The sequence below is a fragment of the Caballeronia zhejiangensis genome (genome assembly GCF_022879815.1).
In the GTDB taxonomy this organism is placed as follows: domain Bacteria; phylum Pseudomonadota; class Gammaproteobacteria; order Burkholderiales; family Burkholderiaceae; genus Caballeronia; species Caballeronia zhejiangensis.
Genome location: NZ_CP084284.1, coordinates 915,939 through 932,506, shown reverse-complemented (window position 1 = coordinate 932,506; position 16,568 = coordinate 915,939). Strand labels below are relative to the sequence as shown.

The 16,568-nt window shown below is 65.5% G+C and carries 15 protein-coding genes and 1 riboswitch; of the genes, 10 read left to right on the top strand and 5 right to left on the bottom strand.

Going from position 1 to position 16,568, the window contains the following annotated elements; all coding sequences use genetic code 11:
- The first annotated feature begins 4 nt into the window (after positions 1-4).
- The 5 genes from cobN to LDZ23_RS18805 all read left to right on the top strand — a co-directional run bounded on the left by cobN (position 5) and on the right by LDZ23_RS18805 (position 6,570).
- A complete protein-coding gene (cobN, locus tag LDZ23_RS18825; RefSeq protein WP_008353106.1) occupies positions 5-3,781 on the top strand; it encodes a cobaltochelatase subunit CobN in 3,777 nt (1,258 codons plus the stop codon).
- A complete protein-coding gene (locus LDZ23_RS18820; RefSeq protein WP_008353107.1) occupies positions 3,778-4,785 on the top strand; it encodes a magnesium chelatase ATPase subunit I in 1,008 nt (335 codons plus the stop codon). Before cobN ends, LDZ23_RS18820 begins: the two co-directional genes overlap by 4 nt.
- A 119-nt stretch (positions 4,786-4,904) precedes the next feature.
- Complete coding sequence (locus LDZ23_RS18815; RefSeq protein WP_008353109.1) at positions 4,905-5,474, top strand: vWA domain-containing protein; 570 nt, start codon at positions 4,905-4,907, stop codon at positions 5,472-5,474.
- A gap of 170 nt (positions 5,475-5,644) precedes the next feature.
- Positions 5,645-6,118, top strand: a complete 474-nt coding sequence (locus tag LDZ23_RS18810; RefSeq protein ID WP_008353111.1) for a type VI secretion system amidase effector protein Tae4 — start codon at positions 5,645-5,647, stop codon at positions 6,116-6,118.
- Positions 6,115-6,570, top strand: coding sequence for a type VI secretion system amidase immunity protein Tai4 (locus LDZ23_RS18805; protein ID WP_008353114.1), 456 nt, complete (start codon positions 6,115-6,117; stop codon positions 6,568-6,570). Before LDZ23_RS18810 ends, LDZ23_RS18805 begins: the two co-directional genes overlap by 4 nt.
- 14 nt (positions 6,571-6,584) lie before the next feature.
- Here LDZ23_RS18805 and cobJ read toward each other — a convergent pair whose 3' ends face one another.
- Genes cobJ through cobG form a run of 4 tightly spaced genes read right to left on the bottom strand, consistent with a single transcriptional unit; the run spans position 6,585 to position 10,837 of the window.
- Positions 6,585-8,237, bottom strand: a complete 1,653-nt coding sequence (gene cobJ, locus LDZ23_RS18800) for a precorrin-3B C(17)-methyltransferase (RefSeq protein ID WP_008353115.1) — start codon at positions 8,235-8,237, stop codon at positions 6,585-6,587.
- The gene (locus LDZ23_RS18795; protein ID WP_033537056.1) at positions 8,225-8,953 is read right to left on the bottom strand and encodes a precorrin-2 C(20)-methyltransferase; all 729 of its coding nucleotides are present in this window, start codon (positions 8,951-8,953) and stop codon (positions 8,225-8,227) included. Before LDZ23_RS18795 ends, cobJ begins: the two co-directional genes overlap by 13 nt.
- Positions 8,950-9,576 carry a precorrin-8X methylmutase gene (locus LDZ23_RS18790; RefSeq protein ID WP_008353117.1) on the bottom strand — a complete coding sequence of 209 codons (627 nt, stop codon included), beginning with the start codon at positions 9,574-9,576 and terminating at the stop codon, positions 8,950-8,952. Before LDZ23_RS18790 ends, LDZ23_RS18795 begins: the two co-directional genes overlap by 4 nt.
- Positions 9,569-10,837, bottom strand: a complete 1,269-nt coding sequence (cobG, locus tag LDZ23_RS18785; RefSeq protein WP_008353118.1) for a precorrin-3B synthase — start codon at positions 10,835-10,837, stop codon at positions 9,569-9,571. The genes LDZ23_RS18790 and cobG overlap by 8 nt, the downstream gene beginning before the upstream one ends.
- A gap of 64 nt (positions 10,838-10,901) precedes the next feature.
- Positions 10,902-11,090: riboswitch (cobalamin riboswitch) on the bottom strand.
- A 76-nt stretch (positions 11,091-11,166) separates the two neighbouring features.
- Between cobG and LDZ23_RS18780 the strand changes: the two genes are divergently transcribed.
- Genes LDZ23_RS18780 through LDZ23_RS18760 form a run of 5 tightly spaced genes read left to right on the top strand, consistent with a single transcriptional unit; the run spans position 11,167 to position 15,344 of the window.
- Complete coding sequence (locus LDZ23_RS18780; RefSeq protein ID WP_008353119.1) at positions 11,167-12,375, top strand: bifunctional cobalt-precorrin-7 (C(5))-methyltransferase/cobalt-precorrin-6B (C(15))-methyltransferase; 1,209 nt, start codon at positions 11,167-11,169, stop codon at positions 12,373-12,375.
- A gap of 6 nt (positions 12,376-12,381) precedes the next feature.
- A complete protein-coding gene (locus tag LDZ23_RS18775; protein ID WP_008353120.1) occupies positions 12,382-13,479 on the top strand; it encodes a cobalt-precorrin-5B (C(1))-methyltransferase in 1,098 nt (365 codons plus the stop codon).
- The gene (locus LDZ23_RS18770; RefSeq protein WP_008353121.1) at positions 13,476-14,207 is read left to right on the top strand and encodes a cobalt-precorrin-6A reductase; all 732 of its coding nucleotides are present in this window, start codon (positions 13,476-13,478) and stop codon (positions 14,205-14,207) included. Before LDZ23_RS18775 ends, LDZ23_RS18770 begins: the two co-directional genes overlap by 4 nt.
- The gene (gene cobM, locus LDZ23_RS18765) at positions 14,204-14,932 is read left to right on the top strand and encodes a precorrin-4 C(11)-methyltransferase (RefSeq protein WP_008353122.1); all 729 of its coding nucleotides are present in this window, start codon (positions 14,204-14,206) and stop codon (positions 14,930-14,932) included. Before LDZ23_RS18770 ends, cobM begins: the two co-directional genes overlap by 4 nt.
- A 4-nt stretch (positions 14,933-14,936) precedes the next feature.
- On the top strand, positions 14,937-15,344 hold the full coding sequence (locus LDZ23_RS18760; protein WP_008353123.1) for a DUF4186 domain-containing protein: 408 nt from the start codon (positions 14,937-14,939) through the stop codon (positions 15,342-15,344).
- Positions 15,345-15,350: 6 nt separating this feature from the next.
- On the opposite strand, the gene LDZ23_RS18755 is transcribed toward LDZ23_RS18760, so the two are convergent.
- Positions 15,351-16,559 (bottom strand): glycosyltransferase family 87 protein, encoded by a 1,209-nt coding sequence (locus tag LDZ23_RS18755; RefSeq protein WP_008353125.1) that lies wholly within the window; start codon positions 16,557-16,559, stop codon positions 15,351-15,353.
- Positions 16,560-16,568: the final 9 nt, after the last annotated feature.

The following is a 16,568-nucleotide window of genomic DNA, read 5'->3' as shown; positions in this document are numbered from 1 at the left end:
CGCGATGCATCTGCTCCGCACGACGCCGGGAGGCTTCGTCGACGACGCGCAGGGCGTCATGCGTATCGATCAGACGAGCGCGCCGATCGTCGTGCTCAGCTCCGCCGATACGACGCTCGCGTTGCTCGCGAGCGCGTTTCCGCGTCTCGAGCCGGGCTTTCCCGACGTGCGGCTCGCGAATCAATCGTTTCTGCGTCAGCCCGCATCGGTCGATTTCTATGTCGACGATGTATTGCGTCACGCGAAGGTCGTGATCGTCGATCATCTCGGCGGCGAATCGTACTGGCCGTACGGCATCGAGCGGCTCGTCGCGCTCGCGAAAGAGCGCAAGCAGATGCTCGCAATGTTTTCGGGCGATCTCACCGAGGACCCGAATCTTATCGGCAAGAGCACGGCCGATGCAGCGTTTTGCCGCGAGCTGTCGCGCTATCTGCGCGAAGGCGGCGCGCGCAATGCCGAGGAGTTTCTACGCGCGATCGCGCATCGCGCGTTCGGCTTCGGGCGCGAGCCGCAGCCGCCGAGTCCGCTGCCCGCCGTCGCGATCTATCATCCCGAGCGCGATATCGCGGTCATCGACGACTGGCAGGCGCGCTGGACCGAAGGCGCGGGCGTCGCCGCGATCCTGTTTTACCGCGCGCATTTGCAATCGGGCAATACGGCCGTGTTCGATGCGCTCATCGAAGCGCTCGAAAAAGAAGGCATGAATCCGTTGCCGATCGCGATTTCGTCGCTCAAGGAAAGCGTGAGCCGCGAAGTGGTCGAGCGTTTGTGCGCGCAGCATCGCGCATCGCTCGTATTGAACACGACGGCTTTTGCGGCGAGCGTGATCGGCGAGGACGAAGCGTTCGAAGTCGCGGGCGATGCGCCCGTGCTGCAAGTCATCCTGAGCGGCGGCAATCGCGATGACTGGCAGAAGGACAATCACGGCCTGAATTCGCGCGACGTCGCCATGCATGTCGCGCTTCCCGAAGTCGATGGCCGCATCATCACGCGCGCCGTGAGTTTCAAGGGGCTCGCATATCACTGCAAGCATACGCAGGTGGATGTCGTGCGCTATCAGGCCGACGCGGAGCGCGTGCGCTTCGTCGCCGAACTGAGCCGGCGGTGGACCAAGCTGCGTCATACGCCGAACGCGCAGAAGCGCATCGCGCTCGTGCTGGCGAACTACCCGGCGAGCGAAGGGCGCATCGGCAATGGCGTGGGACTCGATACGCCTGCATCCGCGATCAACATTCTGTCGATGCTCGCGCGAGAAGGCTATCGCGTCGGCACGATGCCGCCGAACGGCGATGCGCTCATCGCCGCGTTGACGGAAGGCGTGACCAACGATCCCGTCGTCCGCGATATGCGCCCTGCGTTGCAGAGTCTTTCGCTCGATGACTATCTCGACGCGTATCGCACACTGCCCGCCGATGCGCGCGCCGCGCTCGAAAAAACCTGGGGCGCACCCGAAGACGACCCGACGATCAGACGCGGCCGTTTCATGATCGCGGGCTATCGCTGCGGGGAAGTGTTCATCGGCATTCAGCCCTCGCGTTCGCGGCAGCGCAACGATTACGCGAGCTATCACGATGCCGAACTCGTGCCGCCGCATTCCTATCTCGCGTTCTACTTCTGGCTGCGTCTGCGCTTTCAGGCGGATGCGCTCGTGCATGTCGGCAAGCACGGCAATCTCGAATGGCTGCCGGGAAAGAGCGTCGCGTTGTCGTCATCGTGCTGGCCGGATGCGATTCTCGGACCGATGCCGCATCTCTATCCGTTCATCGTCAACGATCCGGGCGAAGGCAGTCAGGCGAAGCGCCGCGCGCAGGCCGTGATCATCGATCATCTTATGCCGCCGCTCACGCGCGCCGAGAACTATGGGCCATTGCAGGATCTCGAGCGTCAGGTCGACGAATACTACGAAGCGTTGATGGTCGATGTGCGCCGCGCCAAGCTGCTGCGCAAGACGATTCTCGCGAACATCGTCGAGAACCGGCTGCACGAGGAACTCGGGCTGGATGCGCCACGCGATACCGTGGGTGAAGACGCGTTGCTCACGCGCGCCGATGCCTATCTCTGCGAACTGAAGGAAGCGCAGATTCGCGACGGCCTGCATGTATTCGGTGTCTCGCCGCAAGGCGTGCAACGACGCGACACGCTGCTCGCGCTCGGCCGCTTTCCGATCGGCGACGGCCAGGGCGCGAACGCGAGCCTGATCGTCGCGATCGCACGGGATCTGCAATTGCCCGATATCTTCGATCCGCTCGATGCGGATTGGGCCGCGCCGTGGACCGGCCCGCGTCCGCAAGCACTTGCCGATGTGAGTGAAGCGCCGTGGCGTCATCAAGGCGATACGCGCGAGCGCCTCGAATCGTTAGCGATGCAACTATTGTCCGATGCTGACGCAGCCGCGCCCGGACCGCGTGCATCGCTCGTGCTCGAACGTCTGCGTGGCGATGTGCTCGCGCGGCTCGATGCGTGCGGCCCGCAAGAGCTGACGCAACTGAAGCGAGGTCTCGAAGGCCGTTTCGTGCCGCCGGGTCCGAGCGGCTCGCCTTCGCGCGGCAGACCGGACGTGCTGCCCACCGGCCGCAACTTCTATTCCGTCGATACGCGCGCATTGCCGACGCAAGCCGCATGGTCGCTCGGCGTAAAGTCGGCGAACGCATTGGTCGAACGCCATGTGCAGGATCACGGCGATTTTCCGCGGGCAATCGGCTTGTCGGTGTGGGGCACGGCGACGATGCGGACCGGCGGCGACGATATCGCGCAGGCGTTCGCGTTGATCGGCGTGCGGCCCAAGTGGGCGGCGGGCAGTCATCGCGTGACCGACTTCGAGATTCTGCCGATCTCGATCTTCAACCGGCCGCGCATCGACGTGACATTGCGCGTATCGGGCTTCTTCCGCGATGCGTTCGCGAATCTCATTCATCTCTTCGATGCGGCGGTGCAGGCCGTCGCCGAATTGGACGACGAGCCCGCCGATGTCAACCCGATCCGCGCGCGCATCCTTCGTGAGCGCGACGAGCTGATCGCGCGCGGCATCGAGACGAAGGACGCGCGGCGTCGAGCGGGCTGGCGCGTGTTCAGCACGAAGCCGGGCGCATACGGCGCGGGTCTGCAGGAACTGATCGACGCAAAGCAATGGCAGACCGATGCGGATCTTTCCGCCGCGTATCAAAGCGCGGGCGGCTACGCGTATTCGCAATCGGGCGACGGCGTCGAAGCACGCGCGAGCTTCGGCGCGCGGCTATCGACGCTCGATGTCGTCGTGCAGAACCAGGACAATCGCGAACACGATCTGCTCGATTCGAACGACTATCACCAGTTCCAGGGCGGCATGGTCGCGGCCGTGCGCTATCTGTCGGGCGTGCAGCCGCAGACGTATAACGCCGATCACAGCAATCCCGCTGCGCCGCGCGTTCGCACGCTGAACGAAGAGATTGCGCGCGTGGTGCGTTCACGCGTGGTCAATCCGAAGTGGATCGATGGCGTGAAGCGGCACGGTTACAAGGGCGCGTCCGAACTCGCGGCGACCGTCGATTACCTGTTCGGCTACGACGCCACCGCGCGCGTCGTGTCGGATCATCAGTACGCGCTGGTCACCGATGCCTATGTGAACGATGCCGACACGCGCGAGTTCATTGCGCAGCACAATCCGCACGCCTTGCAATCGATCTGCGAGCGTCTGCTCGAAGCGATGCAACGCGGTCTGTGGCAGCAACCCGCTGGCTATCGCGAGCAGGTCGAACGGCATCTGCTCGATGTCGAACAGCACATCGAAGGCCGACATTCTTGAACGAATCCATCACATCTGCCGTGTTTCCTTTTTCGGCGCTCGTCGCACAGGCGCCCTTGCAGCAGGCGCTTTTGCTCGCGGCCGTCGATCCTTCGATCGGCGGCGTGCTCGTGAGCGGGCCGCGCGGCACGGCGAAATCCACCGCGACGCGCGCACTCGCGGAGTTGCTGCCCGAAGGGAAGCTCGTGACCTTGCCGCTCGGCGCGAGCGAGGAACAGTTGATCGGCACGCTCGACATCCAAAGCGCATTGCGCGACGGCGGTGTGAAGTTTTCTCCGGGCCTGCTTGCGAAGGCGCATCGGGGCGTGCTGTATGTCGATGAAGTGAATCTCCTGCCGAATCCGCTCGTCGATCAGTTGCTCGATGTTGCGGCGAGCGGCGTGAACATCGTCGAGCGCGATGGCATTTCGCATCGGCACGACGCGCGCTTCGTGCTGATCGGCACGATGAATCCGGAAGAGGGCGAGTTGCGGCCGCAATTGCTCGATCGTTTCGGTCTTGCCGTGGAGATGAACAATTGCTTCGATGCGCTCGTGCGGCAACGTATCGTCAAGGCGCGTCTTGCATTCGATGCCGATCCTGATGCGTTTCGCGCGCGGCATCGCGACGAGCAGGCTTCGCTGGAATCGCGCATTCACGCGGCGCGCGCGGCATTGTCGTCATTCGATTTCGATGATGCGGTTCATGCGCGCGTGAGCGAGCTTTGCATCGAGGCGCATGTCGACGGCTTGCGTGCGGACATCGTCATGCTGCGCGCGGCGCGAGCGCTGGCTGCGTTGGAGGAAGCAGCGGGCGTGAACGTCACGCACGTCGAACGCGTCGCCGATGCGGTGCTTAAGCATCGGCGAAGAGAAGGGGAAGCGCCTTCACGCGAACCGGCAGGCCGCGAGTCGACGTCGCCCGATGCAGGCTCGAACCAAGCGGATTGGGGCTACATGCCGCCGGAGCCGACGGGAACCGCGAAGGTCAAGCAAGTGAGGCCGCTCGCCGCAAAAAAAGCCTGAACCATCGAAGGCGCGACGCGAATGCCTTCGACACAAGGCATCGTCTTCGATGGAACGAAGCGTTCGCGAAAGGCCGCAGCGCGACGCGCGAGGGCGAAGTCAGCGCGTCGATCGACTGGATGGCGACATTGCGCGCAAAGCGTTCCGCGCGTTTTGCTACGGAGCATTTGCGATATCGGCGCACGCAGGGCGACGGTGCGGTGCTGCATTGTTTTCTGCTCGATTGCTCCGGCTCGATGCTCGCCGGCGAGCGCCTTGCGCGCGCGAAGGGCATGCTCGTCGCGCTGTTCGATCGCGCTTATCGTGAGCGGGCGGAGATTGCGCTGATATGTTTCGGCGGTGCACGCGCGAAAGTGCGTCGTCAGCCGGGCGCGGCGCACTGGTTCAATGAGCGGTGGGTCGCGCCGATCGGCGGCGGTGGCGGCACGCCTCTCGCGCTTGGGCTGGCGAGCGCGGGAACGGTGCTTGAAAAAGCGGCTCGGCGCAGACCAGCGCAACGGCGCTGCTTGTGGGTGCTCACCGACGGGCGAACGAACGAGCAACCGCAAGCACCTCACGCAGCGGATGAGATCGTCGTCGTCGATTTCGAGGAAGGCGCGATTCGGGTCGGGCGCGGCGAGGCGCTCGCGCGCGAGTGGAGCGCGAGATATGTGCTTGCGGATGCGCTGATAAGAATCTCGGATTGTTGAGCAATCGATTCGAATATTGCCGACTGCCACGGTGATTGTCCGAATTTTGCGCGATCAGGCTTGCAGCGATTCAGCGAGCTATATCGACTTTATAATCGCCTGCATATTTCCGAGTTGTTTGGCTATGAATAATTAGGATAACAAATGTACAGACCAAGCTTTGCGGCCGCGTGGTCGGCATCCATGGAAATCTTCGATCCATCGAATCCGAGGGGAAGGTCGCGACGGTGATTGGTGGGAAGGTAGCCGCCAACATCAACGAGGTGGGTGCGGAAGCGAGGTGGAAGAACACGTGCGCGGTTCGCATGAGCTATATCTTGAATCACTCGGGCGTGACCATTCCAGCCATCGATGGGAAGGCGGTTTCAGGCGCTGATCGTCGACGCTACTTCTTTCGCGTGGTGGACCTCATCGAATTTCTCAAACAGCGTTGGGGCAAGCCGGAAACGATTGAATATCCGCCCTCGGGAGGCGGCAGGCTCGCAGGCAAAAAAGGTGTGATTCTCTTTGAAACGTCGGGATGGCGAGACGCACAAGGCCATGCCACCTTGTACAACGGTATCGTTTGCTACGACAGTTGTTACTTCAACGAACCTGGGGTTCGATACAGGACCGACCAGGCGCATTTTTGGAGCCTGTCATGAAGCGATGGACCAGCCTGGTGATTCTCGCGCTGGCGTGCGCTACGGCAAGCGGACAGACCATTCCCCCCAACGAAAACTCGCCGGAAGCGCCATCGCGTACCTACGCCCAGAATTACAAGGACATGGTCTTGGCCATATGCGTCGCCACAGCGTACAAAGGCAGTAACGACGCAGCCGTCGATGCCGGAAGTAGCGCGAGCGCACTGAGAGACTGGACTTATTACGACCTCGATAAAAGTCCCGCGGAAGTGGAGGCGCTAGTGCGCAAGTATCTACGGCGCGATTACTATAATCCGCTTGTCGAGGCCGAAGCGAAGGGAGCGGACATTCGCTTCGATTTTCTCAAGTGCCTCGACCTGTACCACAGCAAGGAATTGGAGCGGCTGGTCAAACGACGGGTAGCGCACCCTGACTGGACGGTACGTTCGCGTTCAAAAGCGGGCAAGCATTGACTCTCGACGCATCCTCAGTCATACCACCGCGGCGTATAAACCCAATCCCCGACGACACGCGTCATCGATGATCCGACGATGACCATCGTCCTCATGTCGACGAGCTCGCTCTTCAGTTCACCGAGCTCAATGACGCGCAAAGCCTCCGCCGGACGTCCGATATCTCTTCCCAGCACGACCGGCGTGTCCGAGTCCCGATATCGCTTCACGACGTCGATCGCACGATCGAACTGCCACGGCCGCGCCTTCGACAGCGGGTTATAGAAAGCCATCACAAGATCCGCTTCGCCTGCATGCGCGATGCGCTTCTCGATCACGCTCCACGGCTTCAAGTTATCCGACAACGACAACACGCAGAAGTCATGGCCGAGCGGCGCACCCGCGCGCGCGGCCGTCGCGAGCGAGGCCGACACGCCCGGCACGATCTGAAGCTTCACCGCATTCCATTCGGGATGCGTGGCGCGTCCTTCGTCGAGTGCTTCGAGCACCGCTGCGGCCATCGCGAACACGCCGGGATCGCCCGATGACACCACGATCACGCGTCGGCCTTCACTCGCGAGTTCGAACGCGTGTCGCGCGCGCTGCAGTTCCTCGCGATTGTCGGTGATGTGCACGCGCTGGTCGTCGCGAAACGGTCCCGCCATACGCACATACGTCTCGTAACCGAGCACGTCTTGTGCGTCGTGAAGCGCGCTTCTTGCGGCGGGCGTCATCAGTTCCGCCTTGCCGGGACCAAGGCCGATCACCGTCAGCGTGCCGCGCGCATGGCCGATCGATCCCGCATCGATCGGCGTATCGCTGACGTGCAGCGCAACGCCTCGCGCATCGTTGCGAGCGAATGGCGGGGCATCGCAGAAGCGCAACGGCACATCGAGCGCACGCGCCGCATCTTCGAGCGGACGCGAAGCCATGTAGCGAGCGGGCGCGGTCAACGCCGCGAGCGCAAGCGGTGCGAGACCACGTTCGTTCAAGGCAGCTCGCACGCGTTCGGCGACGTCATCGTCGTGTGAAATATCTTCGATCCACGCAAGCACGCAACGCGGATGAATCACGAGGCTGTTTTCATCGCGCGTGGCAAGCGGCGTGATGCGAACGGCAAGACGCGCATCGTCGTTGCGAGGCAGCGCGGCATCGTCGAGCCAGGGCGCGTGGCCTTCGATGCGCGTCGTCGCGCCCGCCAGCAGGTCGGACACGAAACGCTTGCCTTGCTCGATATCCGCAAGTGCATAACCTTCGGGCGGCGCCAGCAGACATTTCCCGAAGCGCAATTCGCCGCTCGTCGTGATCGCGGGTGCGACTTGCAAGGCGTCGCCGATCTCGCGCGCAAGCACATTCACGCCGCTCATGCCGCCCAGCAGCGGCACGATGGCGCTGCCATCCTGCGCGATGGCGAGCACGGGCGGTTCGTTGCCTTTGTCGGCGAGACAGGATGCAAGCGCGCGAATCACGATGCCCGCGGAACACAGCGCGACGATCGCCGCGCCCGACGCATACAGACCACGCACGTGCGCGCCGAAGTCGTCATACGCGATGTCCGCGCTCACGCGGCTCGCCAGTCCATGCACGCGCGATTGCGGAAAGCGCGCCTGAATGCGACGCGCGGTATCGAGCGCGCCCGCGCCGAGCACGACGATCGCCATCGGCATGGAAGCCTTCATGCGCGCCATTTTTTCCCCGGCACGACGAGCAGCGAGAAATACGGCGATGCCATCGGATCGACTTCATCGAGCGGCACGATGCGCTGGTTGGCCATCGTCGCGCGCTCGACATACAACGCGCGATCGTCGAGGCCGAGTTCGCCCAGCACGCGCCGCACTTTCTCGAAGTTGCGGCCGAGCTTCATGATGACGGCCGCATCGGCTCCTTCGAGACGGCGCTTCAGATCGTCTTCAGGCAGCACGCCCGACAGCACCGACAGACTCTGATTGCGATACACGAGCGGCACGCCGAGCACGGCCACGCCGCCGAGCATCGAGCACACGCCCGGCACGACCTCTGCATCGAAGCGTGCTGCGAGACGATCGTGCAGATACATGTACGAGCCGTAGAAAAACGGATCGCCCTCGCAGATCACGGCGACATCGCGGCCGGATTCGAGATGACCGGATATCGTGAGCGCGGCTTCGTCGTAGAACGCGCTGATGATCGTCTCGTAGCAGAGCGGCGGTTCGAGCGCTTCGGTCGTCACCGGATAGACGAGCGGCAGGCGCATCTGCGTATCGTCGAGATGCGATTCGATGATGCCGAACGCATTACCCTTCTTGCCCTTTGCGACGAAATACGCGACCACCGGCGCGGCCTTCAAAAGCCGCAGCGCCTTCACGGTGATCAGCTCCGGATCGCCCGGGCCGACGCCTAATCCAAAGAGACGTCCACGCATCATTCGGCCTCCGAAGCAAGTGCGTTCACTGCGGCCGCTGCCATCGCGCTGCCCCCGCGCCGGCCGAGCAGCGCGACGAAGGGCACGCCGCGGCTATCGGCGGCGAGCATCGCTTTCGATTCCGCCGCGCCGATGAAACCGACCGGAAAGCCGAGAATGAGCGCGGGCTTCGGCGCGCCGGCATCGATCATGTCGAGCAGATGGAAGAGCGCGGTCGGCGCGTTGCCTATCGCGACGATCGCGCCTTCGAGTTGCGCACGCCATAGTTCGAGCGCGGCGGCCGAGCGCGTGTTGCGCATCGCGCGGGCGCGCTCGGGAATCGAGGGATCGCTCAAGGTGCAGATCACGCGGTTGTCGGCGGGCAAGCGCGCGCGCGTGATGCCCTCGGCGACCATGCGCGCATCGCACAGGATCGGCGCGCCCGCTGCAAGCGCCTTTCTTCCGATGCTGCCCGCGCCGGGCGAGAAGCGCAGATCGCTCACGATATCCACCATGCCGCACGCATGGATCAGTCGCACGGCGAGCTTCTCCAGATCGGCGGGAATGGCGGCGAGGTCGGCTTCGGCGCGGATCGTCGCAAAGGACTGACGATAAATCTCCGCGCCGTCGCGGATGTAGTCAAGCATCGGCATGGCTCCGGGCGAGCCGTTCGGCCGCCTCTTCGATGGTCAGATTGCGCGCGACGGCTCGTGCGTCGCGATGTAAGTCGTATCGTCCGGGCGCGACTGCGTAGAGCGTGACCGGAACCGGATGCGCCGCCGCGCACGAACGCTCGCAGCCGCTCAGATGCACCTGCGTCTCGTCATCCGAAGGCAGGAGCGCGGCGAGCCGGTGAGCATCGGCTTTGGTATCGGCACGGCTCTTTGCGCAGCCTTCCGAACCCGCGCACGCGATGAGGCGCGCGAGCGGTTCGTGCGCGCCGGTTGCAAGGCCGAGCGCGTGCAGCCCTTGCAGCACGTCATGCGCTGAATGCGCCGCGAGGCCGGGAATCAGCACGCTTTGCCACGGCGTCATCGTCAGGCGGCTTGCGCCGTGTGCGTCGGCGAGATTGGCGAGCGCTTCGAGCGTCGTCGCATCGAGACGGCCCAGCGGCGTTTGCGCACCCGCGTACCACGTCGCGCGATGCGGCTCCTCGTGCGCGCCGAGACGCAGCGATGCATCGGCGGGTGCGCGTGTCCATGTCGCGATATCGGCGTCGAAACGTAAGGCGTCGAGAAAGCGCGCAACGCCGATACGCGCAAGCAGATCGCGCATGCGATGTTCTTCAGGCGTCGCCAGCGCGAGAAAGCTGCGCAACACGTTCAGGACGAACATCACGAGATCGTCGCGCGAGATCGCGCCGAGCGCCGGATCGCGCATCGTTCCGGCGAGGCCGAATGCGAAGCGCGCGCCATCCTCGATGGCGGAAAGCCAAACATCGTGCGGATGATCGAGCATCGCGAGGCGCTCGCCGGCGTCGAGCTGGAGCGCGAATTTCGGCGACAGCGCATGCAGCGACGCATCGGCCTGCATCGCATCGACGATCCGCGCGGCGAGCGCGCGCGTGCCGTCGTCCGCAAGCGGGCTCAGCATTACGTTGCGGATGTCGTCTGCGCCCGCCGTCGACGGGCCGAGGCCCGCGTCGAGGGCGATGTCGACGAGCGCGGCGTGGGCATCGTCGCGAATGCCGCGCAGTTGCAGATTCGCGCGATTGGTCACTTCGATCACGCCCGAGCCGTACTCGCGAGCCGCGCGCGCGACGGCCCGCGCCGCCCGCGTGCTCAACACGCCGCCCGCGAGACGCAGACGCGCAAGGCCGCCATCGCGCGCGGGCACGATGCGCATCAGGCCCGGGCATGCGGAAGCACGCGGCGTTGCGTTGAGCGATGAGCGGTCGAAAGAATTCAAAAGCGTGACCCGTTGGGCTTCGCGCGTGATGAGCGAACCGGTACACCCCGCCCGGTCGGCGTCGCGCGAATGCGTTGGATCGGCAGGTCTCTTGGCTGGCAGGTCGACATTCGCGCCGGCCTTCCCGGTAAAAACCAGTGGCAGTGGAGCGCGGACTCGCTGCGTACAATTGCGGGGGCAGCCACAGTTTTGCTGTGTTCCCTTTTAAGCCCTCGGTCTCACGACCCCGGGCGCCGACGGACCTGTATTATGCCCGCTTTTATCGACCCTCCGAGCGCTTCCGGCATGTATCCGGGAACGCGATCGGAATCGCTGCAAGGAGACCGCGCATGTCGAACTGGCTGACCGTGGTGGGCATCGGCGAAGACGGCTGGCACGGACTTTCCCGCGCCGCGCGTCGCGCGCTTCTCGACGCCCAGTCGATTCACGGCGGCGAACGTCATCTCGCGTTGCTGCCGGATCGCATCGCCGCGCGCCGCATGCCGTGGCCGAAACCCTTCTCGCTCGATGCCGTGCTCGCCGAACGCGACGGCAAGACGCGCATCTGCGTGCTCGCGAGCGGCGATCCGATGTGCTTCGGCGTCGGCGCGACGCTCGCGCGCGAAGTCGCCAACGGCGAAATGCGCGTCATTCCCGCGCCGTCGTCGCTGTCGCTCGCGGCGGCGCGCCTGTGCTGGGCGCTCCAAGACGCCGTCTGCGTATCGCTCGTCGGGCGGCCGGCGGCGTCGCTGCTCGCGAATCTGCATCGCGGCGTGCGCCTCATCGTGCTGAGCGCGGACGGCACGACGCCCGCCGCCGTCGCCACGCTTCTGACCGCGCATGGTTTCGGCGCGAGCCGCATGACCGTCTTCGAGCATCTCGGCGGCAGCGACGAACGCCGCATCGACGAGCGTGCCGACGACTGGCGCGAGCCCGTCGTTGCCGCGCTCAATCTCATCGCGATCGAGTGCCGGACGCACGCCGGCCACGCCGGGCCGCCGCTCACGCCCGGTCTCGCCGACGACGCCTACCGCCACGACGGCCAGTTGACGAAGCGCGACGTGCGCGCCGTGACGCTCGCGCGCCTCGCGCCGCAGCCCGGCGAACTGCTGTGGGACGTCGGCGCGGGCTGCGGCTCGATCGGCATCGAATGGATGCGCGCGCACGGCGCGTGTCGGGCGATCGCGATCGAAGCGAACGAGAGCCGTCAGCGTCTCATCGAATACAACCGCGATGCGCTCGGCGTGCCCGCGCTGCAACTCGTCAGAGGCGAAGCGCCCGCCGCGCTCGACGGCCTTCCCGCGCCGGACGCGGTGTTCATCGGCGGTGGATTGACGGTGCCGGGCCTGCTCGATGCGTGCTGGGCGCGTCTGCGTCAGGGGGGGCGGCTCGTCGCCAATGCGGTGACGCTGCAAAGCGAGGCGGCGCTCGTCGAATGGCGCGCGCGGCACGGCGGCGAGCTGACGCGCATCGGCGTCGCGCAGGCGGAACCGCTCGGCAGCTTCGATACGTGGCGTCAGGCGCTGCCGATCACCATCCTGCACGCGAGCAAACCGTGATGCGTCATGCGTGAAGAGACACCGGAGAAAGCCGCGCCGCTGCGCAGCGGCTACACGACAGGAAGCTGCGCGAACGCGACGAGTCTCGCGGCCGCGCGCCTCTTGCTGCTCGGCGAGACGAGCGAGCGCGCGGAGATCGTCCTGCCGAAGGGCCAGCGCGTGACGATGATGCTTTCGTTCTGCCGCCGTTTACCCGATGAAAGCGCCGCCGCCGAAGCCGGCGTCATCAAGGATGCGGGCGACGATCCCGACGTCACGCACGGTGCGCTCGTGTTCGCGCGCGTGCGACTGTCGGAGGAACCGGGCGTGCGTTTTCATGCGGGCGCGGGCGTCGGCACGGTGACGCGCGCGGGCCTCGCGCTCGCCGTCGGCGAACCGGCGATCAATCCGATGCCGCGCAAGATGATGACCGAGCATCTCGACGCGCTCGCAAAAAGCGTCGGCTATCGCGGCGGTTTCGACGTGACCATCGGCGTGGAGAACGGCGAAGCGCTCGCGCAGAAGACGATGAATCCGCGCCTCGGCATCGTCGGCGGATTGTCGATACTCGGCACGACCGGCATCGTCAGACCGTTTTCGTGCTCGGCGTACATCGCGTCGATTCATCAGGGCATCGATGTGGCGCGGGCGAACGGGTATCGGCATATCGCCGCGTGCACCGGCAACCAGAGCGAGGACGCGATGCGCGCGCGCTACGGCCTGCCCGACATCGCATTGATCGAAATGGGCGATTTCGTGGGCGCGGTGCTCAAGCATTTGCGCCGCGCGAGCGTCGACAAGCTGAGCCTGTGCGGCGGCTTCGGCAAGCTGTCCAAGCTCGCGGCGGGGCATATGGATCTGCACAGCCGCAGTTCGAGCATCGACTTGCCGCTGCTCGCCGTCTGGGCCGCCGATGCGGGCGCGAACGCCGAACTGCTGGCGTCGATGCGCGCGGCCAACACGAGTCAGGAAGCGCTCAAGCTCGCACGCGCCGAAGGCATCGCGCTCGGCGATATCGTCTGCCGACGCGCGCGCGATGTCGCGCTCGACGTGCTGCCGCCAGGCATCGAAGTCGAGACCTTCGCGATCGACCGGCAGGGCAATATCGTCGGGAGCGCGGCATGACGCGCGTGCTGCTGCTCGGCGGCACCGGCGATGCGCTCGCGATCGCGCGTGCGCTTCCTACGACGCACGTCTACAGTCTCGCGGGCCTCGGGCGCGTGCCGGGCGATCTGGCGTGCACGGTGCGCGTCGGCGGTTTCGGCGGCATCGACGGGCTCGTGCGATATCTGCGCGACGAGCACATCACGCTCGTCGTCGATGCGACGCATCCCTATGCCGCGCAGATGAGCCGCCACGCGTTCGATGCCTGCGCGCTCGCCGACGTGCCGCTCTGGGCGGTGCGCCGTCCCGCATGGCAGCCGCAGGCGGGCGACGACTGGCGCGAGGCGTCGGACTGGCGCGAGATCGTCGAATGCATCGCGCCGTTTCATCGGCCGCTTTTCACGCTCGGGCGCGAGGCGCTCGCGCATCTGCACGACATTCCCGCGTCGCAGCACTGGACGATTCGCTGTCTCGACGCGCATCCGGGCAACGCGCGCGCGAGCATTGTCGATGCGCGCGGTCCGTTCGATCTCGCCGGCGAGCGCGCCTTGTTCGACGCGGCGCGTATCGATGTCGTCGTCAGCAAGAACAGCGGCGGGCGGGCGACCGAGGCGAAGCTCGCGGTCGCGCGGGAACGCGGTATCGCCGTCGTCATGCTCACGCGGCCCGCGCTTCCCGACGCCGACCGTATTTTCGACGACGCCGCCAGCGCCCGCGACGCGCTTCAACACTGGCTCACCAGACCATGACCGTTTATTTCATCGGCGCCGGACCGGGCGATCCCGAACTCATCACAGTAAAGGGGCAGCGGCTGATCCGCGCATGTCCCGTGATTCTCTACGCCGGCTCGCTCGTGCCGACGCAAGTCCTCGACGGACATCGCGCGCTGAAATGCATCGACACGGCCGAGCTCGATCTCGACGCGATCGTCGCGCTCCTGCAGGAAGCGCACGCGAACGGGCACGACGTGGCGCGCGTGCATTCGGGCGATCCGTCGCTGTACGGCGCGATCGGCGAGCAGATTCGCCGGCTCGACGCGCTCGCGATTCCCTACGAAGTGGTGCCGGGTGTCACGGCGACGGCGGCATCGGCGGCGGCGCTGAAGCGCGAACTGACGCTGCCCGGCATCTCGCAGACCGTGATCTTCACGCGCTACGCGACGAAGACGTCGATGCCCGAAGGCGAGAGCCTCGCCGATCTCGCGCGTCATCGCGCGACGCTCGCGATTCATCTGGGCGTGCGGCATATCGAGCGCATCGTCGCGGAGCTCGTGCCGCATTACGGCGCGGACTGTCCCGTCGCGGTCGTGTTTCGCGCGAGCTGGCCGGACGAGACGTGCGTCGAAGGGACGCTCGCGAACATCGCGCCGAAAGTGCGCGAGGCGGGCATGGAACGCACGGCGATGATTCTCGTCGGACGCGTGCTGGCCGCCGACGGCTTCGCGGAGTCCACGCTCTACGCGAAGGATCGATGACGCGATGCGCGACCTCGACGCCGTCTTCGATGCGCTCGCGAAATCGGCATTCCGGCGCCGTTTCGCGCTCGGCGTGCGTGAGGGGAAAGTTTTAAGGGAGAAGGGCGTCGACACGGTCGTCGCGCAGGCGCATGAGCTGATCGGCAAGCGGCTTGCGCCGCAAGCGCCGCTGAACGACGGCAAGCAGACACCGTTTCGCGGGCATCCTGTCTTCATCGCGCAGCACGCGACGGCGACGTGCTGCCGCTCGTGTCTCGCGAAATGGCACGGCATCGCGGCGGGAAAAGCGCTCGACGACGCCGAGCGCCAACATGTCGTCGATGCCATCGAACGCTGGCTGCGCGCGCAACCGCTGCCGGCGGCGTCGAACCAGCCCGCGCCCGACAATCCGCAGCGCGAACTGCCTTTCTGACGCGCTCTAACGCGACGGATCGGCGCCCGCGGCTTCGAGACGCGCGCGCCGCACCGCCACGAAAATCAGCAACGCGAAAACCAGCGGTCCTACACCTACGCCGCAGTCCTTGGCCAACTGATTTCCCAACTGCGGATAGATCCACGCGAAAAACAGGATCGCGGGCTCGCCGCGCAGCCATCCGTCGCGCAGCGCGCGCGCGGCGATGAGTGCCAGCGGGATGCCGAGCCACACGCCGTCGTAGTTATAGATGTAGGGGCTGATCATGAACGTCGCGGCGACGAGCGCCGTCGCGCGAACTTCCAGTCCTTTCGCATTGCGCCATACCCACGCGACGGCGCAGATCGCCACGGTCGCCTGACACGCCTGCGCGACATAGGCGGGACCGGTCGCGACGTGCGCCATGCGCAGGCTCGCGAAGAGGCTCGCCATCTGGAACCAAGGAAGACTGCCGCTCGCGGTGAAACCGTTGGCATCGTGCAGTCCGTGCAGAAAGACCGGCAGGATGTCGAGGCCGAAGACGGCGACCGAAACCGTGGTGAACAGGATCGTCGTCAGCGCGGCGGCGATGAAGGTCGTCCACATGCCCGCGCACGCCAGCGCGAGCGGAAACAGGATGGCCAGATGCGGCTTGATCGAAAGCAGGCCGATGAAGACGCCCGCGAGCATCGGCCGTTTTGGCATCGAGAGAAATGCGGCGAGCGCGAGACTCGCGGTGAGCGCGGCATTCTGTCCCTGGGCCGCGTTGAGCCAGATGCCGGGAAACGCGACGATCCACATGATCATGTCGGGGATCGGCAGCGCGCGGCGGGCCAGCAGCACGAAGACGACCGACGAAATCGAAGCGAACAGCGCGTAGGCAAGCGGCGCCGACAGGAAGCCGAACGGCTGCACCAGCAGCAGAAAGTTCGGCGGATAGAACCACGGCCCCGGCAGGATGATGTGCGGCCCCAGTTGCTGCGCGACGTGCTTGATCGCGTCCGCCGAATAGGCGTCGAGCGGATGCCCCGCGAGCGCGAGGCGCGCAGCCGACCAGAACGTCAGAAAGTCCCAGCCGGCCGGATGACCTTTCTCCGCCACGGCACTGCGCACGGCGAGAACGAGCCCGTAACACTGGAGCACGACGAGGATCGTCGCGCAATAAGCGCTCACGCGCGAGCCGTTGAGCCAGCGCCGACCGGGCGCGCGTTCGATGGAAGCGGGTTGGGTGCTCATCCGTCCGAT

Excerpts from the sequence above, each read along its gene's own strand:
- LDZ23_RS18760 (WP_008353123.1), top strand. The coding sequence starts at position 14,937 with ATGCGCGACCTCGACGCCGTCTTCGATGCGCTCGCGAAATCGGCATTC.
- LDZ23_RS18780 (WP_008353119.1), top strand. The coding sequence starts at position 11,167 with ATGTCGAACTGGCTGACCGTGGTGGGCATCGGCGAAGACGGCTGGCAC.
- LDZ23_RS18770 (WP_008353121.1), top strand. The coding sequence starts at position 13,476 with ATGACGCGCGTGCTGCTGCTCGGCGGCACCGGCGATGCGCTCGCGATC.
- cobN (WP_008353106.1), top strand. The coding sequence starts at position 5 with ATGCATCTGCTCCGCACGACGCCGGGAGGCTTCGTCGACGACGCGCAG.
- cobM (WP_008353122.1), top strand. The coding sequence starts at position 14,204 with ATGACCGTTTATTTCATCGGCGCCGGACCGGGCGATCCCGAACTCATC.
- cobJ (WP_008353115.1), bottom strand. The coding sequence starts at position 8,237 with ATGGCGCGCATGAAGGCTTCCATGCCGATGGCGATCGTCGTGCTCGGC.
- LDZ23_RS18805 (WP_008353114.1), top strand. The coding sequence starts at position 6,115 with ATGAAGCGATGGACCAGCCTGGTGATTCTCGCGCTGGCGTGCGCTACG.
- LDZ23_RS18775 (WP_008353120.1), top strand. The coding sequence starts at position 12,382 with ATGCGTGAAGAGACACCGGAGAAAGCCGCGCCGCTGCGCAGCGGCTAC.
- LDZ23_RS18795 (WP_033537056.1), bottom strand. The coding sequence starts at position 8,953 with ATGATGCGTGGACGTCTCTTTGGATTAGGCGTCGGCCCGGGCGATCCG.
- LDZ23_RS18815 (WP_008353109.1), top strand. The coding sequence starts at position 4,905 with ATGGCGACATTGCGCGCAAAGCGTTCCGCGCGTTTTGCTACGGAGCAT.
- LDZ23_RS18755 (WP_008353125.1), bottom strand. The coding sequence starts at position 16,559 with ATGAGCACCCAACCCGCTTCCATCGAACGCGCGCCCGGTCGGCGCTGG.
- LDZ23_RS18790 (WP_008353117.1), bottom strand. The coding sequence starts at position 9,576 with ATGCTTGACTACATCCGCGACGGCGCGGAGATTTATCGTCAGTCCTTT.